The 22,959-nt window shown below is 74.6% G+C and carries 21 protein-coding genes and 1 pseudogene; 7 read left to right on the top strand and 15 right to left on the bottom strand.

The features are described 5' to 3' along the window. Positions 1 to 116 precede the first annotated feature (116 nt). From cobA to ACLQ20_RS29195, 3 genes are all read right to left on the bottom strand, one after another. Positions 117 to 1,400, bottom strand: coding sequence for a uroporphyrinogen-III C-methyltransferase (gene cobA, locus ACLQ20_RS29205; protein ID WP_425858183.1), 1,284 nt, complete (start codon positions 1,398 to 1,400; stop codon positions 117 to 119). Positions 1,401 to 1,470: 70 nt separating this feature from the next. Then, the gene (locus ACLQ20_RS29200; RefSeq protein WP_151456080.1) at positions 1,471 to 2,637 is read right to left on the bottom strand and encodes a nicotinate-nucleotide--dimethylbenzimidazole phosphoribosyltransferase; all 1,167 of its coding nucleotides are present in this window, start codon (positions 2,635 to 2,637) and stop codon (positions 1,471 to 1,473) included. A gap of 54 nt (positions 2,638 to 2,691) precedes the next feature. Then, positions 2,692 to 2,904 carry a transposase gene (locus ACLQ20_RS29195; protein WP_192581492.1) on the bottom strand — a complete coding sequence of 71 codons (213 nt, stop codon included), beginning with the start codon at positions 2,902 to 2,904 and terminating at the stop codon, positions 2,692 to 2,694. 119 nt (positions 2,905 to 3,023) lie between these two features. Here ACLQ20_RS29195 and ACLQ20_RS29190 point away from each other — a divergent pair, with 119 nt between their 5' ends. Together ACLQ20_RS29190 and ACLQ20_RS29185 are read left to right on the top strand one after the other, a co-directional pair. After that, positions 3,024 to 3,485 (top strand): helix-turn-helix domain-containing protein, encoded by a 462-nt coding sequence (locus ACLQ20_RS29190; protein WP_425858182.1) that lies wholly within the window; start codon positions 3,024 to 3,026, stop codon positions 3,483 to 3,485. 12 nt (positions 3,486 to 3,497) lie between these two features. Next, positions 3,498 to 4,163 (top strand): annotated as a pseudogene (locus tag ACLQ20_RS29185) (RNA-guided endonuclease InsQ/TnpB family protein); the annotation flags it as partial. Positions 4,164 to 4,215: 52 nt separating this feature from the next. On the opposite strand, the gene cobC reads toward ACLQ20_RS29185, so the two are convergent. Next, entirely contained in the window at positions 4,216 to 5,289 is a 1,074-nt protein-coding gene (gene cobC, locus ACLQ20_RS29180) for an Rv2231c family pyridoxal phosphate-dependent protein CobC (protein WP_151456076.1), read from the bottom strand. Between the two features lie 121 nt (positions 5,290 to 5,410). Here cobC and ACLQ20_RS29175 point away from each other — a divergent pair, with 121 nt between their 5' ends. After that, positions 5,411 to 7,543, top strand: coding sequence for a transglycosylase domain-containing protein (locus ACLQ20_RS29175; protein ID WP_151456075.1), 2,133 nt, complete (start codon positions 5,411 to 5,413; stop codon positions 7,541 to 7,543). Positions 7,544 to 7,599: 56 nt separating this feature from the next. Here ACLQ20_RS29175 and ACLQ20_RS29170 read toward each other — a convergent pair whose 3' ends face one another. After that, positions 7,600 to 8,169 carry a GNAT family N-acetyltransferase gene (locus ACLQ20_RS29170; protein WP_132239339.1) on the bottom strand — a complete coding sequence of 190 codons (570 nt, stop codon included), beginning with the start codon at positions 8,167 to 8,169 and terminating at the stop codon, positions 7,600 to 7,602. Continuing rightward, entirely contained in the window at positions 8,166 to 9,557 is a 1,392-nt protein-coding gene (locus tag ACLQ20_RS29165) for a cobyrinate a,c-diamide synthase (protein ID WP_151456074.1), read from the bottom strand. The genes ACLQ20_RS29170 and ACLQ20_RS29165 overlap by 4 nt, the downstream gene beginning before the upstream one ends. 211 nt (positions 9,558 to 9,768) lie before the next feature. Here ACLQ20_RS29165 and ACLQ20_RS29160 point away from each other — a divergent pair, with 211 nt between their 5' ends. Further along, complete coding sequence (locus tag ACLQ20_RS29160; RefSeq protein WP_192581491.1) at positions 9,769 to 10,596, top strand: SURF1 family cytochrome oxidase biogenesis protein; 828 nt, start codon at positions 9,769 to 9,771, stop codon at positions 10,594 to 10,596. Positions 10,597 to 10,615: 19 nt separating this feature from the next. On the opposite strand, the gene ACLQ20_RS29155 is transcribed toward ACLQ20_RS29160, so the two are convergent. The 4 genes from ACLQ20_RS29155 to ACLQ20_RS29140 all read right to left on the bottom strand — a co-directional run bounded on the left by ACLQ20_RS29155 (position 10,616) and on the right by ACLQ20_RS29140 (position 14,643). Next, entirely contained in the window at positions 10,616 to 12,196 is a 1,581-nt protein-coding gene (locus ACLQ20_RS29155; RefSeq protein WP_151456072.1) for an ATP-dependent DNA ligase, read from the bottom strand. Positions 12,197 to 12,283: 87 nt separating this feature from the next. Beyond that, positions 12,284 to 12,490 (bottom strand): hypothetical protein, encoded by a 207-nt coding sequence (locus tag ACLQ20_RS29150; protein ID WP_151456071.1) that lies wholly within the window; start codon positions 12,488 to 12,490, stop codon positions 12,284 to 12,286. Between the two features lie 77 nt (positions 12,491 to 12,567). Further along, positions 12,568 to 13,920, bottom strand: coding sequence for a dipeptidase (locus ACLQ20_RS29145; protein ID WP_192581493.1), 1,353 nt, complete (start codon positions 13,918 to 13,920; stop codon positions 12,568 to 12,570). Positions 13,921 to 14,019: 99 nt separating this feature from the next. Further along, entirely contained in the window at positions 14,020 to 14,643 is a 624-nt protein-coding gene (locus tag ACLQ20_RS29140; protein WP_425858179.1) for a hypothetical protein, read from the bottom strand. Positions 14,644 to 14,835: 192 nt separating this feature from the next. On the opposite strand from ACLQ20_RS29140, the gene ACLQ20_RS29135 reads away from it, so the two are divergent. Then, positions 14,836 to 15,237: a rhodanese-like domain-containing protein gene (locus tag ACLQ20_RS29135; RefSeq protein ID WP_151456079.1), complete on the top strand. Its 402-nt coding sequence runs from the start codon at positions 14,836 to 14,838 to the stop codon at positions 15,235 to 15,237. A 325-nt stretch (positions 15,238 to 15,562) separates the two neighbouring features. Here the strand turns inward: ACLQ20_RS29135 and ACLQ20_RS29130 are convergent, their stop codons facing one another. The 5 genes from ACLQ20_RS29130 to ssb all read right to left on the bottom strand — a co-directional run bounded on the left by ACLQ20_RS29130 (position 15,563) and on the right by ssb (position 21,012). Continuing rightward, entirely contained in the window at positions 15,563 to 17,107 is a 1,545-nt protein-coding gene (locus ACLQ20_RS29130) for a cobyric acid synthase (protein WP_425858178.1), read from the bottom strand. After that, the gene (locus ACLQ20_RS29125; RefSeq protein WP_151457555.1) at positions 17,104 to 18,117 is read right to left on the bottom strand and encodes a cobalamin biosynthesis protein; all 1,014 of its coding nucleotides are present in this window, start codon (positions 18,115 to 18,117) and stop codon (positions 17,104 to 17,106) included. The genes ACLQ20_RS29130 and ACLQ20_RS29125 overlap by 4 nt, the downstream gene beginning before the upstream one ends. A gap of 129 nt (positions 18,118 to 18,246) precedes the next feature. Continuing rightward, positions 18,247 to 19,029: a hypothetical protein gene (locus ACLQ20_RS29120; protein ID WP_425858177.1), complete on the bottom strand. Its 783-nt coding sequence runs from the start codon at positions 19,027 to 19,029 to the stop codon at positions 18,247 to 18,249. Between the two features lie 14 nt (positions 19,030 to 19,043). Next, positions 19,044 to 20,003 (bottom strand): WD40 repeat domain-containing protein, encoded by a 960-nt coding sequence (locus ACLQ20_RS29115; RefSeq protein WP_425858176.1) that lies wholly within the window; start codon positions 20,001 to 20,003, stop codon positions 19,044 to 19,046. A 211-nt stretch (positions 20,004 to 20,214) separates the two neighbouring features. Next, a complete protein-coding gene (ssb, locus tag ACLQ20_RS29110; RefSeq protein ID WP_425858175.1) occupies positions 20,215 to 21,012 on the bottom strand; it encodes a single-stranded DNA-binding protein in 798 nt (265 codons plus the stop codon). 374 nt (positions 21,013 to 21,386) lie between these two features. On the opposite strand from ssb, the gene ACLQ20_RS29105 reads away from it, so the two are divergent. Both ACLQ20_RS29105 and ACLQ20_RS29100 read left to right on the top strand, forming a co-directional pair. Continuing rightward, positions 21,387 to 21,803 carry an HPF/RaiA family ribosome-associated protein gene (locus ACLQ20_RS29105; protein ID WP_132239353.1) on the top strand — a complete coding sequence of 139 codons (417 nt, stop codon included), beginning with the start codon at positions 21,387 to 21,389 and terminating at the stop codon, positions 21,801 to 21,803. A 98-nt stretch (positions 21,804 to 21,901) separates the two neighbouring features. Continuing rightward, complete coding sequence (locus ACLQ20_RS29100) at positions 21,902 to 22,939, top strand: alpha/beta hydrolase (RefSeq protein WP_192581488.1); 1,038 nt, start codon at positions 21,902 to 21,904, stop codon at positions 22,937 to 22,939. Positions 22,940 to 22,959 lie beyond the last annotated feature (20 nt).

Raw genomic sequence — 22,959 nt, 5'->3', positions numbered from 1 at the left:
CGGAGACTGTGTCTCCGGCCGCCGTCGTCATCCCGTCTGACTCTGCCCGGTCGAACCCGAGCCGCCCCACGGGCAACGCCCACCGGGGATTTCCGGGCAGCCCGCTCGCGCAGGGATCAAGCCTGACCGCCCGGAGCGAGTGGGCTGCCCGGAAATTCCTCAGGTCCAGCCCCGGCGAGAGCGTCGACCACGTCCCCCAGCACCACCACCGCGGGCGGGCGCAGCCCGGCGGCCGCCACGTCGGCGGCCACCGCGCCGAGCGTGGAGCGGAGCGCCCGCTGCGCCCCGGTCGTCGCCTCCTGCACCACGGCGGCCGGTGTCTCCGCCGGCTTGCCGTGCGCGATCAGCGTCGCGGTGATCGCCGCGAGGTTCTTCAGCCCCATCAGCACGACCAGCGTGCCGCGCAGCCCGGCCAGCGCCTCCCACCGGACCAGGGAGGCCGGCGAGTCGGGTGCGACGTGCCCGGAGACCACGGTGAACTCGTGGGCCACCCCCCGGTGGGTGACCGGGACGCCCGCCGCGGCCGGAGCCGCGATCGAGCTGGTCACGCCGGGCACCACGGTCACCGGCACGCCGGCCGCCGCGCAGGCCAGCAGTTCCTCGCCGCCCCGGCCGAAGACGTACGGGTCGCCGCCCTTGAGCCGCACCACGAACTTCCCGGCCAGGGCGCGGTCCACGAGGATCCGGTTGATCTCCTCCTGGCCCCGGGACGGGCCGTACGGGATCTTGGAGGCGTCCACGAGTTCGACGTCGGGGCGCAGTTCGTCGAGGAGCAGCCCGGGGACGAGCCGGTCGGCGACCACCACGTCCGCCTCGGTGAGCAGCCGCCAGCCCTTGACGGTGATCAGCTCCGGGTCCCCCGGACCGGCCCCCACCAACGCAACCCGCCCACCCTGTGTGGATGGCAGGGACCCTTCCTCCACCGCAGGCGTTGACCGGGGGCCCTTCCTCACGTCCAGGAGGGCGCGGACGGCGTCGCGGACGGCCATCGCCCGGCGCGGGTCGCCTCCGCCGAGCACCGCCACGGTCACCGGCCCGTGCCGGGTCACCGCCGGCGTCCATGCGGTGGCGGCGGCGCGGTCGTCGGCGCGTACGCAGAAGATGCGACGCTCGGCGGCGGCGGCGCTGACCGACGCGGCGGCGAGCGGGTCGTCGACCGCGACCTGGACCAGCCACGCGCCGTCCAGGTCGTCGGGGGCGAACCGGCGCGGTGCCCAGTGCAGCCGTCCGGCGTCGACGTGCGCGCGCAGCGCCGGGGTCAGCTCGGGCGCGACGAGGAAGACGTGCGCGCCGGCGTCGAGCAGGGCCGGCACCCGCCGGGTGGCCACCGCTCCCCCGCCCACCACGACCACCCGGCGGCCGGCGAGCCGCAGGCCGAGCGGGTACGGGTTGCCGCTCACGCCGCCGCCCCGCCCTGCTCGCCGGCGACGGCGGAACGCGACACGCCTGCGGGCCGCTCGCTCCGGTCGCTCACTTCTCGGCCACCCCCGCCGAGTCGAACGTGGCCACCTCGTGCAGCACCCGGACCGCGCCGGTGACCACCGGCAGCGCGAGCAGCGCGCCGGTGCCCTCGCCCAGGCGCAGCCCGAGGTCGATCAGCGGCGCCAGGCCCAGCCGGCGCAGCGCGACCGTGGCCCCCGGCTCGGCGGAGCGGTGCCCGGCCACCATGGCGGCCACGGCGTGCGGCGCGAGGGCCGCCGCGGCGAGGGCCGCGGCGACCGCGATCACCCCGTCCAGCAGCACCGGCGTGCGGCGGGCGGCGGCGCCGAGGATCAGCCCGGCCAGCGCGGCGTGCTCCAGCCCGCCGACGGCGGCCAGCACGCCCAGTGGGTCGGCGGGATCGGGGTCGTGCCGGCGCAGCGCGGCCCGCACGACGTCGACCTTGCGGGCGTACGTCGGGTCGTCGACCCCGGTGCCCCGGCCCGTCGTCTCCGCCGGGTCGATGCCGGTGAACGCGGCGATCAGGGCGGCGGCCGGCGTGGTGTTGCCGATGCCCATGTCCCCCGTGAGCAGGATGCCCGCGCCCGCGTCGATCAACTCGTCGGCCACCCGGATGCCGGTCTCGACGGCCGCGCGGGCCTCCTCGCGGGTGAGCGCGGCGGTCACCGCCAGGTCCCGGGTGCCGGGGCGGACGTTCGCCGCGACCAGCCGGGGCGCGTCGCGGGCCGGCAGGCTGTCCGCCGGGGGCCGGGTGAGCGGAATGGCCGGCGCGCCATCGGCGGCCAAGGCACCCGCCGGGCCGTCGGCGAGCGGGGCACCCGCCGGGGTGCCGGTGGCCGGGAGCGGGGTGGCCACGCCGACGTCGACGACGGTGACCGAGGCGCCGGCCTGCCGGGCGAACGCGTTGACGACCGCGCCGCCGGCCAGGAAGTTGCCGATCATCTGCGCGGTGACCTCCTGCGGCCAGGGCGTCACCCCCTGGGCGTGCACGCCGTGGTCACCGGCGAAGATCGCGACCGCGGCCGGCTCGGGCAGCGGCGGCGGGCAGTGCCCGGCCAGGCCGGCGAGGCGTACGGAGAGTTCCTCCAGGGCGCCGAGCGAGCCGGCGGGCTTGGTCAGCCGCCCCTGCAACTCCCGCGCGGCGGCCATCGCCGACTCGTCCGGCGGCCGGATCGCCGCGATCGTGGTCTCCAGCATCATCAGAATTCGCCCGTGAAACCCCTGGCTTCAGCCACGGGGAGGAAAGGATGGTCAGGCGTCGCGTTGGTTCTCGACATAGTGTTTGACGGCCTCCATGGTTGCGCCGCCGACAGTGGCGACAAAGTACGAGTGGCCCAGAGGGGCGGGTAGCCGGGACCGCGGTGACGGGAATTCGGCGCGCAGCAGACGCCACGTGCGGCCCTTGATCTGCTTGACGAGCCGGTGGATGCCGAACTGCGGATCGCATGTGATGAACAGGCGCACATGGTCGGCATCGTCAACTCCACGATGGGCGCGTCGCGTTCGGCGCATTCCTCGCGGATGATTTCTTTGAGACTTCCTCCATCCCCCACTATAAAGCTGACTGACGTATTGTGTTGATTGTGGACGAAACGGTGCGGTACACCTACCGGCTGCGCCCTGGCGCAACCGCGCGGGCCGCGCTGCTCACCGAGTGGGGCCGATGCCGATGGCTGTGGAACGAAGCCGTCCACCAGCAGAAGTCCCGCCGCAAGCCCACCTTCTGCACGCTGTCCAAAATGCTCACCGATGCACGCGCCCGGTCCTCGTGGCTGCGCGACGGCACCCAAGTCGCCCAACAGCAGACACTGCGCACCTACTCCCTGGCACTTCAGCACTCCTACAAGATCAAAGGCCGAGGGCGACCAACGGTCAAACGCCGGAAGTGCACCCTGCCCAGCCTTGAGTACACCCTGCGTGGGTTCACCATCCGGGAACGTCGGCTGCGCTTGGCCGGTGGCATCACTATCCCGGTGCTCTGGTCCCGAGACCTGCCGTCCACGCCGACCAGCGTGCGCATCTACCAGGACTCGCTGGGCCACTGATACGCCTCGTTCGTCGTTCGTCGCGAAGCGGAAGTGGCACCGGCCGTCGACAGGTCGATCGGCGTTGACTGGGGCGTCACCACCACCGCCACCACCACCGATCCCGCCTACGACCTGCCGCACCTCGGCCACCGCAAGCGGTGCGCTGCGGAGCTGGCCAAGGCACAGCGCAAGATGAGCCGTCGGCGTCGCCCCCGAGGCAACCCGCCGTCGAGGGGCTACCTGCAAGCCAAACGGCAGGCCGCCAGGCTCAACAAGAAGGCGGCCCGACAGAACGCACACGAAGCCCGACAGTGGGCAAAAAGGGTCGTGAACGACCATGACGTGATCGCCGTTGAGAACTTCAAGCCGACGTTCCTGACGCGAAGCACCATGGCGCGCAAGGTCGCAGACGCCGCGATCGGCGCGGCGAAGCGAGAGCTGATCGAACGCGGCGCGCGGGCGGGCCGAAAGGTGGTGCTGGTGCCGCCCGCCTACACCACGATGACCTGCTCGCAGTGCGGAACGAGAGCCAAGGAACGCCTCGGGCTGGGTGTGCGAACTTTCCGGTGCGACAGCTGCGGGCATACTGCCTGTCGAGACCGGAACGCCGCGGGGGCGATCCTCGCCACGGTAGAACGCGACCGTGCTGGTGCTGACGACGCAAGACACGTGAACACCTCCCTTCGGGGTTGGTAGCTGCGCGCAGTCCGAGCCAGAAATCCCCCCGACTTCCAGCCGTGGGGAAGCGTTAAGCCTCCAGGATCTCCGCCAGTACCTCGGTCAACGCGTCGGTGGTGGCCGTGTCGCGCACGGCGATCCGCAGCCAGTCCGGGCCGAGACCGGGGAACGTGTCGCCCCGGCGTACCGCCCAGCCGCGCTGCCGCAGGGCGACCCGCACGTCGGCGGCCCCGGGGACGTGCACCAGCACGAACGCGCTGGCGGGACGGCCGGCGACGCGTACGCCGGGCAGGGCCGACAGGCGGGCGACCAGGTGGTCGCGGTCGGCGGCGAGCCGGGCGGCGATGGCGCGCTCGGCCTCGACCGCGACGGGCGTGGCGCAGGCCGACGCGGCGGCCAGGGCGGGGGTGGAGACGGCCCAGAGCGGCTGGGCGGCGGCCAGCCGTTCCAACAGGTCCGCCTCGCCGAGCAGGTAGCCGATGCGCAGACCGGCCAGGCCCCAGGTCTTGGTGAGGCTGCGGACCACCAGCAGGCCGGGCAGGTCCCGCCTGGTGGCCAGCGACTCCGGTTCGCCGGCCACGCCGGGGGCGACGGTGGTGTCGGCGAACGCCTCGTCGACCACCAGCACCCGGCCGGGTCGGGCCAGGGCGGCCAGGTCGCCGGCGGGGTGCAGCACCGACGTCGGGTTGGTCGGGTTGCCGATCATCACGAGGTCGGCGTCGGCGGGCACCCGGGCCGGGTCGAGCCGGAAGTCGTCGTCCGCGTCGAGCAGCACCCGCTCGACCTGGTGCCCGGCGGCGCGCAACGCCGCCTCCGGCTCGGTGAACTGCGGGTGCACCACCACCGGTCGGCGTACCCCGGCGAGCGCCCGGGCGAGCAGCACGAAGCCCTCGGCCGCGCCGGCGGTCAGCAGCACCTCGGCCGGCGGGCGGCCGTGCCGGGCCGCGACGGCGGCCCGTGCTGGCCCCGGGTCGGGGTACGCGGCGAGGTCGCCGAGCGCGGCGGTGATCGGGTCGGCCAGCCAGTCCGGCATCGCGTCGCGCCGCACGTTGACGGCGAGGTCGACGAGCCCCGGCCCCACCTCGGCGTCGCCGTGGTGGGTGAGGTCGGGTTCGGGGAGGGTCCCGGTCGGCTGACCACGCATGTCCGCGATCCTGCCGGGAAGGTGCCGCGCGGGACAGCGGATCCCGGCGTGGGCCGCATCACCACACGGGCGTTTATGAATATTTCTCAGGTACGAATCGGAAATGTCATAACTTGAGCGTGTGAGCAATCGACCCCTTGCCGCCGCTGGTCGTCTCGTTCCCCTCCTCCGCGCCGGACTGATCGCCGGGATCGTGGTCGCCGCCGTGGCGTACCCCGTGGCCGCCGCCACCGGCCTCGGCGCCAAGGTCACGGCGCACGCCATGGAACACAAGACCGAGATCCTCACCACCGCGCTGCCGGCCGAGACGTCGTACGTCTACGCGCCGGACGGCAAGACGGTGCTGACGATGTTCTACGAGGAGTACCGGCAGTACACGAAGCTGGCCGACATCTCCCCGCACATGCAGCAGGCGATCGTCGCCGCCGAGGACAACCGCTTCTACCAGCACCGGGGCGTCGACCCGAAGGGCGTCGCCCGCGCCTTCGTGGCCAACGCCCGCTCCAGCGGCGTCTCCCAGGGCGCCTCCACGCTCACCATGCAGTACGTGCGGATGGCGCTGCGGGACAGCGCGAAGACGCCGAAGGAGGTGCAGGAGGCCACCCAGCAGACCAGCCTGCGCAAGGTCCGCGAGATGCGGATGGCGATGGACCTGGAGAAGGAACTCAGCAAGGACGACGTCCTGGAGCGCTACCTCAACTCCGCGTACTTCGGGCACCGCGCGTACGGCATCTACGCGGCCAGCGAGATCTTCTTCTCCAAGGCCCCCAAGGACCTCAGCCCCGTCGAGGCGGCCACCCTCGCCGGCCTGGTCAAGTCCCCGTCCGAGTACGACCCGGCCAGCTCCGACCAGAAGGACGCCACCGGCCGGCGCAACTACGTGCTCGACCGGATGGCCCAGCTCGGATACCTCTCGCCGGACGCCGTCACGCAGGCGAAGACCGAGCCGATCCGGCTGAAGCTGACGTACCCGCCGAACGACTGCGCCTCCGTGCCCGAGAAGTGGAACAGCTGGGGCTTCGCCTGCGACTACCTGAAGAACTGGTGGAGCACGCAGCCCGCGTTCGGCGAGAACCGGCTGGAGCGGTTGGACAAGCTGCGCCGGGGCGGCTACCGGATCGTGCTCAGCCTCGACCCCAAGATCCAGGAGGCGGCCGAGCAGAACGTCGGCACCAAGGAGAACACCGGCAGCCCCTTCGCCAACGGCATCGTGGTCTCCGAGCCCGGCACCGGGCGGGTCAAGGCGATGGCGGTGAACCGGACGTACTCGCTGGACCTGAGCGAGAACGGGCAGAGCTCCAACCCCGAGGCCGGGCCGAAGGTCAAGGCGAACTACCCGAACACCGTGGCGCCCCTGCTCGGCGGCGGCGACCTGGCGGGCTACCAGGCCGGCTCGACGTTCAAGATGTTCCCCATGCTGGCCGCGCTCAACGCGGGCATGCCGCTGTCCACCTCGTTCAACGCACCGCACCGGTACCGCTCCGAGGTCTACGACGGTTGGTCGCCGTCCAACGCCAGCGGCGCGATGAGCGGCAACCAGACCATGTGGTCCGGCTTCGGCAAGTCGGTGAACACGTACTTCGTGTGGCTGGAGGAGCAGGTCGGCGCGGACAAGGCGGTCCGCCTGGCCGAGCAGCTCGGGCTGCGCTGGCGCACCGACGTCGACCGGGAGCACGCGTCCCCGGCCAAGGCGAAACAGTGGGGCGCGTTCACCCTCGGCGTCTCCGACGCCACGCCGCTGGAGATGGCCAACGCGTACGCCGCGATCGCCGCGGACGGCCGCTACTGCGAGGCGATCCCGGTGCAGGCGATCTACAACCGGGACGGCACGCCGACCACCTGGAAGACCGCCTCCGGCATCGAGCGGGAGGTCGCCAAGCCGCGCTGCCGGCAGGTGGTGAACGCCGACGCCGCCCGCGCCGCCACCGACGCCGCCCGCTGCCCGACCGGCGACACCCCGGCCCGCGGCAGCTGCGGCGGCTGGTCGACCGCGGACAGCGTGCGGGGCACCGTCGGCCGCCCGGTGGCCGGCAAGACGGGCACCACCGACAGCACCCGGTCGGCCTGGTTCGTCGGCTACACCCCGGAACTGGCGGCGGCGAGCTTCATCTCCGACCCGGACAACCCGTTCAACGCGGTCGGCGACGGCCAGTCGCAGATCCCGATCAAGGCGGTGGCGCAGACCCTCCGCGACGGCCTCAAGGGCCAGCCCACCCGCCAGTTCACCCCACCGTCGGACCGCATCGTCGGCTGAGCCGGGGTCGCACGGCCACCGGCCCCGGTCCCGGTGCCGCCCGGGGTCGGGGTGGGTCAGCGCAGGTCGGCGGAGACGAGGGACCAGACCTCCAGGTCGACCCGGCCGCCCCGGACGAAGCCGGCGTTGCGGAGCAGGCCCTCATAGCTGAACCCGGCCTTCTCGGCGACCCGTCGGGAGGCCAGGTTGCCGGGAGCGACCCGCAGCTCGACGCGCTGGAAGCCGTGTTCGAGGATCAGCGCGATGGCGAGCGCGTCGACCGCCTCGGCCGCCAGGCCGAAGCCCCGCGCGTGCGCCGCCATCGCGTAGGAGACCTCGGTGCACCGGGCGCCCCAGTCGGTGCGCCGCGTCCACAGGCAGCCCACCACCAGGTCGTCCTCCCGGCGTACCACCGCGTAGTGGTCGCCGTCGCCGCTGTCGCGCCGCTGCCGCGCCAGGTCGGTGCACCAGGCCAGGCCGTCGATCTGCCCGGAGGTGTCGGCCAGCGGCAGCCACCGCCGGGTCTGCCGGTCGGCGAAGACCTCGTCGGCCGCCGCCGCGTCGGCCCCGGTCAGCGCGCGTACCTCGGTGCGGGGCGTGGAGACGGTCAGCGCCGGAAAGCGACGGACCGCCACCTGACCGATCACGCGGGCACCCCGTCGGGCCGGGCGGTCGCGGGGTCGGCCGCCGCCGCCACCGCCGCGTCCACGAGGCGGGCCGCCAGCTGCGGGTACGCCGCCCAGTGCAGGGTGAGCTGCGAGGCGTGCACGCCCCGCCAGACGAAGCCCTCGGGCGCCCCGCCGTCCCAGCTCCACGCCGGCCGCGCCCCGGCGCGCGGGGTGAGCACGCCGCGGTGCTCCTTGTGCCCCGCCACCACCGTCCCCGCCGGCCCCACGAGGCTGTCGGTCAACGCGGTCGCCTGCCGGTAGCCCACCACCAGGCCGTCGCGGCGCGTCCCCACCGCGTCGAGCACGCCGCACATGGGCAGCCCGTCCAGTTCCCGGGCCAGCCAGAGCAGGCCGGCCCCCTCGGCGACGACCGGCCGCCCGGTGCGGGCCAGCTCGGCGACCGCGATGCAGAGCCGGCGGTTGGCGGAGAGCTGCTCGGCGTACGACTCGGGCAGCCCGCCGCCGACGACCAGCGCGCCGGTGCCGGCGGGCAGCGCCTCGTCGTGCAGCGGGTCGACCGTCACCACCTCGGCGCCGGCCGCCCGGAGCAGCTCGACGGCCTCGGGATCGCTGTAGCTGCCGCCCGGCGCCCCGGCGACCGCGACGACCGGGCGCGGCCCGGCGACCTCCCGCCCGGGCTGCGGCGTCCAGGGCGGCGCGGGCAGGGGCGGCGCGGAGCGGGCCAGGCCCAGCAGCCGGTCCAGCTCGACGGTGGCGGCGACCGCCTCGCCGAGCCGGCGGACCGCGCGGGTGGCCTCGTCGGTGCGGGCGAGCGCGGGCACCGCCCCGTACCGGCGGGCGGGCAGCACGGACGGCAGGTCCTGGCGGCGCAGCGCGCCGTAGACGGGCACGCCGATGTCGTCCAGCGCCGCGCGCAGCAGCTCCTCGTGCCGGGAGGACGCCACCCGGTTGAGGATCACCCCGCCGAGCCAGAGCTGCTCGTCGTACGAGCGGAAGCCGTGCACCAGGGCGGCCACCGACTGCCCCGTCGCCGCGACGTCGACCACGAGCACGACCGGGCTGCGCAGCGCGGTGGCCACGGCGGCCGTCGACTCGCTCTCCGGGCGGCCGGCGAGGCTGTCGTACAGGCCCATGCTGCCCTGCACCACGGCGAGCCCGGCGCCGGCCGCGCCGTGGCCGACGAGGGGGGCGATCCGGTCGGCGCCGACCAGCCGGGGATCGAGGATCCGACCGGGGCGGCCGGCGGCCAGCCCGAGGTACGCGGCGTCCACGCGGTCGGGGCCGACCTTGAACCCGGCGACGTCGACGCCCCGGTCGGCGAACGCGGCGAGCAGCCCGATCGCCAGCGCGCTCTTGCCGTGGCCGGAGGACGGCGCGCTGAGCACCAGGCGCGGCACGACGGTCATCATCGACTCCCTTGCGGGGCGGCGGGGGGACCTGCGGCGGGCCGACCGCGCGGTCCGCCCGCGTGACGATAGCCGAAGCGGCCGCCGCGCGGTCGCCGCCGAACGGGCCCGCCGGCGGTGTCGGGCGTCGCCGGGCGGAGTCGTCGACACCCCGCCCGGGCCCGCGATGGGGGCTGTCGAAGCGAGTGCCTCCGGTCACAGGGGTAGCCTCGTGGGCGTGTACCGGTTCCTGCTGACGCCGCGCTGGCTGGGCATTCTCGCACTGACCCTGGTCGCCTCGGCGGTGATGGTGCTGCTCGGCAACTGGCAGCTGGACCGCTACCACGGCCGTACGGAGGCCAACGAGCGGATCGACGCCGGCCTGCGGATGGCCCCGGTGCCGCTGCGGGACGTGCTGCCGGCCCCGACGGGCGGCAACGGCACGGCCGGCCCCGCCCCCGTCGCGGAGAAGGCCTGGACCAAGGTCACCGTGACCGGCCGCTACGACCCGGCGAACGTGGTCCTGGTCCGGGGCCGCTCGGTGGACCGCACGGTCGGCTTCGAGGTGGTCGCCCCGCTCGTGCTGGCCGACGGCACGGCTGTGCTGGTGGACCGGGGCTGGATCCCGCCGGCCCGGGGCGGCGACGCGACCGTCCAGCCGGAGGTGCCGGCCCTCCCGCCCGGCGAGGTCACCGTGACGGGGCGCGTGCACCTGAGCGAGAGCGGCTCGGTCGCCGTGACCCGGCGTGACGGCAAGCTGGAGACCCGGCGGATCGGCGTGCCCCGGCTGGCCCGGGAGCTGCCCTACCCCGTGCACGGCGCGTACCTGCTGCTCGACGAGCAGACCCCGGCGGCCGACCCCGCGTTCAAGGACGTGCCGGTCGGATACAACAACAACTGGCAGAACTTCGGCTACGTCGTGCAGTGGTGGATCTTCGCCGCGATGACCCTGTTCGGCTACGGCTGGGTGGCCCGCCGGGAGGCCCGTCGGCTGGCGGGCGTGGGACCGCGGCAGCCCGTCGACCGGGCCGCCGAGCCCGCGCCGCAGGGCGCCGCCTGACCCGCCCCGCCAACCCCGCTCAGCCGGTGACGCGGCCGGCGTGGATGGCGCGTACGGCGTCGATGGTGTCGGCCTCCGCCGCCGTCTTGTCGTCGCGGTAGCGCACCACGCGGGCGAAGCGCAGCGCCATCCCGCCCGGGTAGCGGGAGCTGGTCTGCACCCCGTCGAAGGCGATCTCGACCACCTGCTCGGGGCGGACCCGCACCTCCCAGTCGCCGTGCTCGACGGCGAGGGCGAGGAAGCGCTCGGTCTGCCAGCGCAGCAGCTCGTCGGTGAGGCCCTTGAACGTCTTGCCGAGCATGACGAAGTCGCCGGTGCGCGGGTCGCGGGCGCCGAGGTGCAGGTTGGACAGCCAGCCCTCCCGCCGGCCGCTGCCCCACTCGACCGCGATCACCACCAGGTCGAGGGTGTGCCGGGGCTTCACCTTCACCCAGGCGGATCCCCGCCGGCCGGCGTCGTAGGGTGCGTCGGGCGCCTTCACCACCACCCCCTCCTGGCCGGCGTCGATGGCGGCCGCGAACGCCTCGCCGGCCCGCTCCGGGTCGTCGACCTCCACCCGGCCGACCACGAGCGAGGCGTCGACCGCGGCGTCGAGCGCGGCCCAGCGCTCCCGGCCGGGCAGGTCGATCAGGTCGTCGCCGTCGAGGTGCAGCAGGTCGAAGAAGTACGGCGTCAGCACGGTCGCGCCCGTCGCCCCGGCGGCGGCCACGGCCGGGGCGACCGGGGCGGCGCCGGTGCTGCTCGGCGTGGTGCGCCGCGCCGCCCGGCTCGACGTCTGCTGGAAGGGCAGCGGACGGCCCGTCTCGTCGAGCCCGATCGCCTCCCCGTCGAGCACCAGCTCGCGAGCGGGCAGCGCCCGCACGGCGGCGACCACCTCCGGCACCCGGGCGGTGATGTCGTCCAGGCTGCGGGTGAACACGGCGATGTCGTCGCCGGAGCGGTGCACCTGGATCCGGATGCCGTCGAGCTTGACGTCGACCACGGCGGGGGTGCCCGTCGCCGCGAGCGCCTCGTCCACCGAGGGCGCGCTCTGCGCCAGCATCGGCGCGAGCGGGCGGCCGACCTGGAGGCCGAAGGCGCCCAGCGCCGCCGCGCCCCCGTCGAGCGCGGCGACCGCGACCGCGCGCAGGTCACCGGCGAGCAGCAGCGCCCGGCGTACGGCGACGAGCGGCACGTCGGCGGCCCGGGCCACCGCGTCGGCGAGCAGCCCCGCCTGCGCGCCCTGGCGCAGCTCACCGCTGAACAGGCCGGTCAGCAGCCGCTGCTCCTCGGCGGTGGCGGCGGCGTAGAGCGCGCCCAACAGCGCCCGGCGGCGGGCCTGGGAACCCGGCCCGTGCACGGACGCGATCTCGTCGATGGCCGCGTCGACGGCGGACACGGTCAGGGTCGGCTCGGTGGCCGGCGGCGGCAGGTCACGCAGGCTCGCCCAGCCGACCCCGGTCTGCCGCTGGCGCAGCTCGCCGGCCAGCCAGCCGGCGCCCGCCGGGACCTCGGACGGGTCGAGCGCCCGCAACGCGGCGGCGAGCAGCTCCACCTTGGTCCGCCGGGCCCGGGTGGCGCCGACGGCGGCGGAGGTGGCTGCCAGGTCGAGGAACCGCACGGCTCCATCCTGCCAGCCACCCCCGACACGACCCCGGGCATTGCCGTGCCCGGGCGCCGGAAAACCTCCGCCCGCCGGGATGGCGGGTCAGGCCGAGACGGGTTCCTCGATGCGCAGCCCGCGGGCGCGGATCTCCTCGGCGACCCGGGAGAGCACCGTGTCGAGAGCGACCAGCGCGGCGGACAGGTCGCCGAGCTGTTCCTTGAGCGTGTCCTCGGACCACGCGGAGACGTCGACGTCCCCCAGGGCGCTGACGGCGGCGTCGAGCCGGCCCATCACCTCATTCGTACGCATGTTCGAGAGGCTATAACAACCCGACCGGCGACACACCGCAAACTCCCACATCGACCCGGAAGTTACGGTTCCGACACCTAACGCCCGTCGACGCCCGCCTCGGCGACCTTCTTCAGCAGCAGCGCCTCGGCCAGACAGACCCGGGCGAACTCCCCGAGGTGCAGGCTCTCGTTCGGGCCGTGCGCCCGGGCCTGCGGGTCCTCCACGCCGGTCACCAGGATCGCCGCGCGCGGGAACATCTCCTGGAAGGTGGCGATGAACGGGATCGAGCCGCCGATGCCGAGGTCCACCGGGTCGGTGCCGTCCCAAGCGGTCCGGAACGCCGAGCGGGCCGCGTCGAACATCGGCCCGGACGCGTCGATGACGCACGGCGCGCCGTCGTGTTCGAAGACGACTGTCACCCGCGCGCCCCACGGGGCGTGCTTCTCCAGGTGGGCGCGCAGGGCCGCGTACGCCCGCTTCGGGTCGTCACCCGGCGCCAGCCGTACGCTCAGCTTGGCCCTGGCCGCCGGCACCAGGGCGTTCGGCGCCTCGGCGGTGGACGGGGCGTCGATGCCGAGCACCGCGAGGGCCGGCTTGGTCCAGAGCCGCTCGGTGATCCGTCCGGTGCCGATGAGGCTGACGCCCTCGGCCAGCCCCGCCTCGGCGCGGAACCGGTCCTCCGGGTAGTCGACGCTCGCGCCCTCCCGGGCGACCAGCCCGTCGACGGCCACGTCCCCGGCCTCGGTGTGCAGGGTGGCCAGCAACCGCGCCAGGGCGGTCAGCGCGTCCGGCACGGGACCGCCGTAGACGCCGCTGTGCACGGCGTGGTCGAGGGTGCGCACCTCCACGAAGCAGTTGACGATGCCGCGCAGGGACGTGGTCAGCGCCGGTACGCCGATGTCCCAGTTGGTGGAGTCGGCGATCACGATGACGTCCGAGGCGATCTCGTCGCGGTGCTCGGCGAGCAGCCGCTCCAACGAGTCGGAGCCGTACTCCTCCTCGCCCTCGACGAAGAGCACCACGCCGACCGGCAACGCGTCACCGTACGCGCGCAGCGCCGCCACGTGCGCCATGATGCCGGCCTTGTCGTCGGCGGCGCCCCGGCCGTAGAGCCGACCGTCCCGCTCCACCGGCTCGAACGGGTCCGACTCCCACAGCGTCAGGTCGCCGACCGGCTGCACGTCGTGGTGGGCGTAGAGCAGCACCGTCGGCGCCCCGGGCGGGGCCGCCTTCCGCCCGATCACGGCCGGCTGGCCGCCGGAGCGCACGATCTTGACGTCGAGACCGCAGCCGCGCACCAGCTCGGCCACCGCCTCGGCGGAACGCTCCACGTGCGAGTGGTCGAAGCCCTCGAACGCGATGCCGGGAATGCGGACGAGGCGTTCCAGGTCGGCGCGGACGCCGGGCAGCTCCCGCTCGACGGCGGCCCGGACCTCGGACTCGGACATGAGGGGTGTGGTCATGACCGGCATCGTATGCCGGCCTTACCGACCGTCCCATCCCGCCCGAGGCCGGAGTGACGGTTCGGTACCGGCCGGCCCGACCGCTCAGCGGCGGCGCACGTAGTAGCGGTCGGCGTCGTGCGGCAGGCCCGGGGCGCCGTCGACCACCAGGTCCGCGCGCGCCTCGGTGTCGTCGGCGGCGAAGTGCGACCGCTCCCCGAGGTGCCAGCGACGCAGCTCCGGCAGGATCTCCGGGCCGTCGCGCTCGATCGCCCGGGCCAGCCGCAGCGGCGCCGGGGCGGTGACGAAGACGGCCAGGGTCAGGTCCGCGGTGGCGGCGGCCCGCGCCGCGCTCACCCCCTCGACGAGGAGCACCGGCGCGACCGGGACCGGCACCGGGCGCGGCAGGAAGGCCCGCCGGACCCAGCTGAACCGGCGGTACGCCCCCGGCCGACCGGCGCGCAGCGGCCCGAGCACCCACTCCTCCAGCCGGGGCCAGAAGGTGAGCTGGTCGTCCCAGCCGTCGAGCAGGTCGTCGGTGTGCACCACCGGCGGCGGGCTGCCGCCGGGCAGGGCGGCGAGGGCGTCCGCGAGCCGCGCCGCGAACGCGCTCTTGCCCGCGCCGCTCGGCCCGTCCACCGCCACCAGCCGGGTCCGCCCCAACCGCGCCGGCCCGGCGAGCACCCGCCGGGCCAGCCGGTCGTACGCCTCGACCACCGCCACCGCCACGTGCCCGACGGTAACCAGGCCGGGCCCCCCGTCACGGAGCGGGCCTGCGGTGACGGGCGGCCCGGCGTCGGCGGGCCGCGCGGGACGCTCCGATCGGGGGTCGCCCGAACGAGCGTTCGTCGGGTGCGGCGGGGCGTTCGGCGGGCGGACTCAGCGACGGGGCGGGATGATCTGCTGGTGTCCCACAGCGTGATGAGTCCGGGCGTCGACGCCCTCCTGGAACAGGCCCGCGCCGGGGTACGCCGGCTGACCCCGCACCAGACCGTCGAGGCGGTCCGTACCGGGGCGTTGCTTATCGACACCCGCACCGACACACAGCGGCAGGAGCAGGGCGACCTGCCCGGCGCCATCGTGATCGACCGGACGGTGCTGGAGTGGCGACTCGACCCGGCCAGCGCATGGCGGATCCCGGAGGCCACGGCGTACGACCAGCGGATCGTGGTGGTGTGCCGCCAGGGCTACAGCTCCAGCCTCGCGGTCGCGAGCCTGCGGGCGCTCGGGCTGCACCTCGCGACCGACATGATCGGCGGCGTGCAGGCCTGGCGCGAGGCGGGGCTGCCCATGTCCGACCGCCCCGCCGACATCCGCCCCTGACCCACCGCCCGACCCCCCGCACCCCACACACCCCGCCCCGCAGCCCGCAGCCCGCAGCCCGCAGCCCGCAGCCCGCAGCCCGCAGCCCGCAGCCCAGGCGATGATCAAGAGGTTTGCGCCCTGATTCGAGCCTCCACAGGACGCAAACTTCTTGATCACCCCCGCGAGACGTGGCACGGGGGGGTGCGAGGGCGGGCGGGGTGCGGGTGCGGGTGGGGGTGGGGGTTGGCAGGGCGGGGGTGGTGGGGCGCACCCGGGGGTCCGCGAGGCCGCCGTGGTGGGCACACCGCACTCCGACCTCGGGTCGGGGATTCCTGGGGTTCGGTCAGGGGGTTTCCGGGGCTCCGGGTGGGATGAAGGGGAGGCCGGCGGGCGGGCCGGACTCGACGAGGCGCCAGAGAGCGTCGGTGTCGAGGTGCTCCTCGACCAGGTCGCCGAGCAGGTCCAGGGAGCGCTCGCGGGCGGCGGCGAAGGCGGTGTCGGGGGCCACCGTGAAACCGGTGCGGCCGGCGAGCCGGGCCACCTCGGTCAGGAACCGGCGGCGGAACCCGTCGGACTCGAAGGCGCCGTGCCAGTGGGTGCCGTGCACGGCACCGACCACGGCGCCCTCGCCGCTGCCGTCCGCGCAGGTCAGCAGCGGGGTCAGCGCCGGATCGGCATGTGAGACGTACCCGTGGTGGATCTCGTAGCCGTGGACCGGGACGTCGCCGCGGGCGGTGCCGACCGACTGCCGGACGGTCTTGCGCGGGTCGAAGGTGACCTCGATCGGCAGCAGGCCCAGCCCCGGTGCGCTGCCCTGCCGGCTCTCCACCGGGTCGTGGATCGCCCGGGCCAGCATCTGGAAGCCGCCGCAGATGCCGAGCAGCGGCTTGCCGGCCGCCGCGTGCGCCAGGACGGCGTCGGCCAGGCCGGTCTGCCGCAGCCAGGCCAGGTCGGCCACGGTCGACTTCGAGCCGGGCAGCACGACGAGGTCGGCGGCGGCCAGTTCGGCCGGCTCGACGGTCAGCCGGACCCGCACGCCCGGCTCGGTGGCGAGCGCCTCGACGTCGGTGGCGTTGCTGATCCGGGGCAGCCGGACCACGGCCACGTCCAGCCAGTCGGTGCCGCGCGGGGCCGCCGGTCGGCCGAGCACCCGGCCGTACGCGAGCGAGTCCTCCGCGTCGAGCCAGAGGTCGAGCGCCCAGGGCAGCACCCCGTACGTCGGCCGGCCGGTGACCTGGCGCAGCATGTCCAGCCCCGGCCGGAGGAGGCCGAGGTCGCCCCGGAACTTGTTGATCACGAAGCCGGCGATCAGCGCCTGGTCGGCCGGGTCCAGCAGGGCGAGGGTGCCGAACATCGAGGCGAAGACCCCGCCCCGGTCGATGTCGCCGACCACGATCGCGGGCAGGCCGGCGTGCCGGGCCAGGCCCATGTTCACGTAGTCGCCGGCCCGCAGGTTGATCTCCGCGGGGCTGCCAGCACCCTCGCAGATCACCACGTCGTACGCGGCCCGCAGCTCGGCGAGCGCCGCGTACGCCGTCTCGGCGAGCCGGGGCCGCAGCTCGCGGAAGTTGCCCGCGGTGACCGTGTCGACGGCCTCGCCGAGCAGCACCACCTGGCTGGCCAGGTCGCTGCCCGGCTTGAGCAGCACCGGGTTGAACCGCAGGTCGGGGGCGAGTCCGCAGGCGGCGGCCTGCATCGCCTGCGCCCGCCCGATCTCGCCGCCCCGGCCGTCCGGGCCGACGACGACGGCGGAGTTGTTGGACATGTTCTGCGCCTTGAACGGCGCCACCTTCACGCCCCGGCGGTGCAGCCAGCGGCAGATGCCGGCGGTGAGCACGCTCTTGCCGGCGTCGGAGGTGGTGCCGGCGACCAGCAGGCCACCGCTCACCGGCGCCCCTCCCGCCCGGCGGCGACGCTCCGCTGCGCGGCCCGACGGCCGGCGGCGCCCACCAGCCGGCCGAGGGTCAGCGGGTACGTGGCGGCCAGCCCGAGCGCGGCCAGCCCGACCGCGCCCGAGATCCGGGCGGCCCGCTTGAGGTGCCGCGCCTCGGGACGGGGGCCGTCGCCGAGGAACGGGCGTACCTCGGAGCGCCCGAAGTAGACGTTGCGCCCGCCCAGCCGTACGCCGAGGGCGCCGGCCATCGCCGCCTCGCACTGCCCGGCGTTCGGGCTGGGGTGGTCGTTGCGGTCCCGGCGCCACACGCGCCACGCCCGGTCCCGGTCGCCGTGCGCGGTCGGCGCGACCGCGACGGTGAGCAGGCCCGTCAGCCGCGCGGGCACCAGGTTGAGCAGGTCGTCGAGGCGGGCGGCGGGGGTGCCGAACCGGGCGTACCGCGGCGAGCGGTGGCCCACCATCGCGTCGAGGGTGTTCGCCGCGCGGTACCCGAGCAGGCCGGGCAGCCCCGCGACGGCGCCCCACAGCAGCGGGGCGACGACCGCGTCCGAGGTGTTCTCGGCGAGCGACTCCACGGTGGCGCGGGCCAGTTCGGGCTCGTCGAGCGCGGACGGGTCCCGGCCGCAGAGGTGGCCGAGCCGCTGCCGGGCGGCCGGGAGGTCGCCGGCGCGCAGCGCACGCCCCATGACGGTGGCCTCGTGCCGCAGCGTGCGGCCGCCCAGCACCGTCCAGGTGCCGGCGGCGACCAGGACGGCCCGGGCCACCGGCCGGCGCCGGGTGGCGACCGTGGCGGCCACGCCGAGCAGCACCGGCGCGCCGACCGCCAGCGCGGTGAACGCCGCTCCGGCAAGCCGGTCCGGGCGGTACGTCCGCCGCTCCAGTGCCCCGGCGGCGCGACCGAAGCCGGCCACGGGGTGGTACCGGCGGGGGTCTCCGAGGAGCGCGTCGAGGGCGTACCCCGCGACCAGTCCCGCCGCGGTCGCCACCGGCGTCGCCTGTCGCACCCGTCACCACCTCCGGCCGGCCAGCCTAGCCGAGCGCCAGGCCGGCCTCCGGCACGTCCGCGACCCGTGCCGCCGGCGGGGTGACCGCGCGCCGCCCGGGCCGTTGCCCGTGGACGGGACAGGGACCGGTCAGGAGTAGCGGAAGTCAGCTGGCGAGACGGGCTTGCCGCCGCAGGTGGGTGGAGTTCCCGCGCAGCCCACCCAATGGTCCGCCCCGGCCATGACCCGATATCCGCGCGGGCTGACGAAGCCGGTGGTGCGGAACGACTGGCCGTGGTTGGTGACCTCGACGCTCTGCGCCTTCCCGTCCACGACGAGGTCGAGGACGATCACCCACTCGACGGTGCCCTTCGTGGTGGCGGTCAGCTCGAAGACCTCGGTCTCCCCTTTCTGCAGGGTGAATCCGAACAGCGGCAGCCGGCCGTCGACCTTGGTGGCGTACTCGGCCGACGGTTCCGCCCTGTCCAGGTCCATGGCGATCCGCCGCGGCGTGGCGACGCCCTGCGGGCCACCGCAGGCCAGTGAGATGCCGCCCGGGTCCGGGGTCGCCGTCCGCCGGATCGGTCGTGCGCGCATCCCGTCGATGAGCACCCCCTTGTCGGACGCGCCCTGCACCACGAGGCGTACCCGGGTGGCCTCCTGGTCCACCCCGCCGTTGCCGTGCGCCCAGTCCAGGATCGAGCCGCAGGTGAGCGGAGGCGGCGTGGCGGGACGCGCGTCCGCGGGCAGGACGACCGAGAACGTGTCGTTTCCCCAGGCCGCCACGGTGGCCGGGTTGCTCACCACGTTGACGGCGATCGGCCGCTGCGGGTCCAGCGCCTTCGGCACGAAGAAGCCCACCACTCCCCCGATGACCGCCGTGACGGTCCCGGCCACCACGAACCACCAGCCCCTGCTGAGGGATTGCAGCACCCGTTGCTTCGGCGTCAGTTCCTGCTGCGCGGCGGCACTGTCACGCGGACGCCGTCGGGTATCGACCAGACCTGCCCGCCCTCGCCGCCGTCGAGAAGCAGCCATTTCCCGTCCTCCGTGAAGTGCGGCTCTACCCCGAAGTACCTCAACTGATGGTCCCCGTTCAGCGGCGGTCGCTCAGGCAGCGCCCAGACCCGCTGCTCGCGCCGGCTGGCCACGTCCCACAGCGTCAACCTGTTGTCCGGAATGACCAGCGCCACCCGGCTTCCGGCCCGGTCCACCGCGCCGGTGTCCGCCCCACATCCGCACGGCACCCAGGTGAGTTGCTGGCTCTCCACCGCCCAGTGCAGGAACCCGTCGCTGCCTGCGGCAACGGCCTGCCTTCCCTGGTCGAAGACGGCGAGCGATCCCGAGTACCAGTAGGAGCCTGGGTCGTTGGACACCTCTATCTGCGGCGGCACCGGCGAGGCGACCCACTTCCCCGTCGCGATGTCGATCACCACGAGGCGACCGTTGCGGACCTTCTGGTAGTGCTCCCGGCCGACGAGGTGAGTGCTGTCCGCCGAGAAGCGGATGCTCTCCAGGGGTGGCGTGAACAGCGCCTTCGGCCGCTTGGTCGTCAGGTCGTAGGCGATGACCGTGTCGGGATGGGCTACGGCGAGATAGTGCCCGTCGGGTGAGAAGTCCATGCCGATGATCCGGTCGACAGCGGTGCCGAACCGGCCGAACTCCTTGCCGTCGCGAGTGACCACGACCCATTCGTCGACGTGCTTCGCCGCGAACCGCCCGTCCCGGCTGAGATGCTGGTCGAGCTGGCGCCACGACAGTTCGAAGGTCTCGGCCGGCAGCGTGATCGAGGTCGGTGCCGCGCTGGTCGTGACGATCGGGTCCGACCCGTCGGAGGTGGCTACTTCGGGAGCTGACTGGCAGGCCGCCAGGCACGCCAGCGCCACGAACCCCGCCATCAATCTCATCGACAACCTTCTTTGGAATCGTCGGATGTCAATTCGACATCCTATAAAGTCCGGGCCGGCCCCGCTGTACCGCCGGCCGGGCCAGGGGCGCCTCCCCGACCCGCCCGTGGCCCGTACCGCCGATCAGGTCGACGCGCGTCGCCCGGCGGCACGCGGGGTGACGCCGGTGCTGCCGACGCCACCCCGCCCCCGTCGTGCCGCCCGCGACCGGTCACGCGGGCTGCGGCACCCGCCCCCGGCCCCGGCGGCCACGGCCGGCCGGCGAGACGCCCGCCTCGGCCGCCTCGGACGACGGGCCCGACTCCCCCACGGCCACGTCGTCCCGACCATCGCGGGCACCCGGGGCGTCCTCCGGTGGGTCGGTCACCGGCGCCGGGCCGTCGGCCTCCGGCTCCGGCCCGTCGGGCTCCCCGCCGTGGGGGTCGTCCGCCGGGTCGTCGAAGGGGTCGAGCGAGCCGTCGGCGGCGGGGTCGGCCGGCAGGCCGCGGCGGGCCGGGTACGCGCCGAAGTCGGGCTCGAAGTCGTCGTCGAGCGGACGGCGGTCCGGCAGGACCGGGGCCTCCTCGTCGGGCACCGGCTCGGTCGCCTCACCGTGCACCCGGTGCTCGGCCTCGGTGTCCTCGACGGTGCTGGTCGTCATCGTCGGCCGGTTGCGCTGGAACCGGCTGCGGCCCCGCGACAGGTCGTGGCCGACGGCAACCGCCTCCAGCTCGTAGAGCGAGCGGTGGTTGCCGGCGTCGTCCGTCCAGTCGCGGGTGTAGAGCCGGCCGCAGACCACCACCGGGTCGCCGACCATCACCGAGGCGGCCACCCCCTCGGCGAGCTTGCGCCAGCAGTTGACCCGGACGCGCAGGCTGTTGCCGTCGACCCAGCGCCCGCTGTCGCGGTCGAGCCGGCGGGCGGTCGAGGCGACCTTGAAGTTGGCCACCAGGGTGTTGCTCTGGGTGGTGCGACGCCACTCCGGCGCGGTCAGCACGTTGCCCACGATCGTGACGTAGGTGTCGAACATCGTCCCTCCAGGGGGAGATCGGGCTTGCCATCGCGAGTCGACTCGGTGCCGAGCCTGGGCCCTCGGCGCGGGCGCCGCCAGCACCGCGCCCCGGCCTGTGGACAACCGGACCGCCTGTGGACAAAGACCTGATCAAGGTCCCGGTGTGCTAGGGCCGGGCGACCCTGGGAAGCCCGCCCGACCGGCTCGATGATCGGGAGGCGGGGCCACGCTTCCGGCGCCGCCACGGGCGGGGCGACATGTCACGTTCCGGACGGAGCCCGGCGGGGTATGGATTCGATCAACCGCACCGCCGACAGCACGACGAACGAGAGGTCAGCGATCATGAAGATGACCAGCACCGCAGCCGCCATCGTCTCCGGCGAGGTGCGGCGATGAGCGCCGTCGCCAACCCGGCCACCGTGGCGGAGTGCCTGCGGGTCGGCGCGGGGTTCTCCCAGGGCGACCGGAACTGGATCGCGGAGCAGTTCGCCACGCTCGACTCCCGGCTGGCCGGGTTCCACGCCGACGCCACCGAGCTGGAGGTGTCGGTCAAGGACCGGGAGGCCAGGGGCCAGAAGGTCACCCTGGAGTGCTGGATCGCCGGTCGCCAGAAGATCGTCACCACCTCCGCCGAGGAGGACCTGCACGCCGCGCTCAACGACGTCCGGGACGACCTGCGGCGGCGGCTCAACGACTCGAAGACGAAGCAGGAGCCGCGGCACAACAAGCACCTGCGCGACGTGCCCCCGCCGGTCGCCGAGGTCGAGCCCGACACCGACCCGGCCCGCGCCGAGGCCGAGACCGTCTGACGCGTACGCCTGAGGCCCCGTCCGCCGGGTGCGGGCGGGCGGGGCCGGGCGGCACCCAGGGCTACCGCCCGGTAGCTTCCCGGCGTACCGTCGCGGTCGTGGAACCGGACGTGCTGGGCCCGCCGTACGAGCGGCAGACGATCGACCTGGGCAGCGACGACGAGGGACCGGTGGTCGCCACCCTGGTCCGTCGCCGGGCCGACCGCCCGACGGGGCGGGCCGTGCTCTACGTGCACGGCTTCACCGACTACTTCTTCCAGGGCCACCTCGGTGACTTCTTCGCCGAGCGGGGCTGGGACTTCTACGCCCTCGACCTGCGCAAGTACGGACGCAGCCTGCGGCCCCACCAGACGCCGAACTTCTGCCGCGACCTCAGCGACTACTTCCCCGAGCTGGACGCCGCCGCGCGCATCATCCGCGAGGACGACGGGCACGACACGCTGCTCGCGATGGGCCACTCCACCGGTGGGCTGATCATGCCGCTCTGGGCGCACGCCCGCCGCGACGCCGGGATCATCGACGGCCTCTTCCTGAACAGCCCCTTCTTCGACATCAACGCGCCGTGGCTGGTGCGCCGACCGCTCGCCGCCGCCGTCGGCCGGCTGGGCCGCCGGGCGCCGCGCCGGGTGCTGCCGTTCGGGCTGGGCACGGTCTACAGCGAGAGCATCCACGCGGAGCACCACGGCGAGTGGAACTACGACCTGACCTGGAAGCCGCTGGCCGGATTCCCCGTCCGGGCCGGCTGGCTGAACGCCGTCCGCACCGCCCAGCGGCAGCTGCGCGCCGGCCTGGACATCCAGGTGCCGGTGCTGCTGGCCTGCTCGACCCGCTCGTTCAAGGGCACGAAGTGGCACGAGTCGGCGGCCCTCGCCGACGCGGTCCTGGACGTCGAGCACATGGTGCGCTGGGCGCCCCGCCTCGGCCGGCACGTCACCGTGGCGCGCTTCGACGGCGGGATGCACGACCTCACGCTCTCCGGCACCGCCGTACGGGAGAAGGTCTTCCAGGAGGTCGGGCGCTGGGCCGACGCGTTCTTCGACGCCGGGCCGACGGTCCGCGCCGGGGAGCGCCCACCGGCGAGCCGGCTGCCGGCGGACGACGCCGACCCGGCTGGTGCCCCCGCGCAGGGCGGCTGAGCGCAGGTCGCCAAACCGCC

Origin of the sequence: Micromonospora sp. DT46 (genome assembly GCF_049841735.1) — a bacterium.
GTDB classification, from domain to species: domain Bacteria; phylum Actinomycetota; class Actinomycetes; order Mycobacteriales; family Micromonosporaceae; genus Micromonospora; species Micromonospora reichwaldensis.
Note: the sequence above shows the minus strand (reverse complement) of the source record. Positions and strands in the feature narration are given on the sequence as shown.

Excerpts from the sequence above, each read along its gene's own strand:
- ACLQ20_RS29135 (WP_151456079.1), top strand. The coding sequence starts at position 14,836 with ATGAGTCCGGGCGTCGACGCCCTCCTGGAACAGGCCCGCGCCGGGGTA.
- ACLQ20_RS29165 (WP_151456074.1), bottom strand. The coding sequence starts at position 9,557 with ATGACCGTCGTGCCGCGCCTGGTGCTCAGCGCGCCGTCCTCCGGCCAC.
- ACLQ20_RS29105 (WP_132239353.1), top strand. The coding sequence starts at position 21,387 with ATGAGCGCCGTCGCCAACCCGGCCACCGTGGCGGAGTGCCTGCGGGTC.
- ACLQ20_RS29145 (WP_192581493.1), bottom strand. The coding sequence starts at position 13,920 with ATGTCCGAGTCCGAGGTCCGGGCCGCCGTCGAGCGGGAGCTGCCCGGC.
- cobC (WP_151456076.1), bottom strand. The coding sequence starts at position 5,289 with ATGCGTGGTCAGCCGACCGGGACCCTCCCCGAACCCGACCTCACCCAC.
- ACLQ20_RS29115 (WP_425858176.1), bottom strand. The coding sequence starts at position 20,003 with ATGAGATTGATGGCGGGGTTCGTGGCGCTGGCGTGCCTGGCGGCCTGC.
- ACLQ20_RS29200 (WP_151456080.1), bottom strand. The coding sequence starts at position 2,637 with ATGCTGGAGACCACGATCGCGGCGATCCGGCCGCCGGACGAGTCGGCG.
- ssb (WP_425858175.1), bottom strand. The coding sequence starts at position 21,012 with ATGTTCGACACCTACGTCACGATCGTGGGCAACGTGCTGACCGCGCCG.
- ACLQ20_RS29150 (WP_151456071.1), bottom strand. The coding sequence starts at position 12,490 with ATGCGTACGAATGAGGTGATGGGCCGGCTCGACGCCGCCGTCAGCGCC.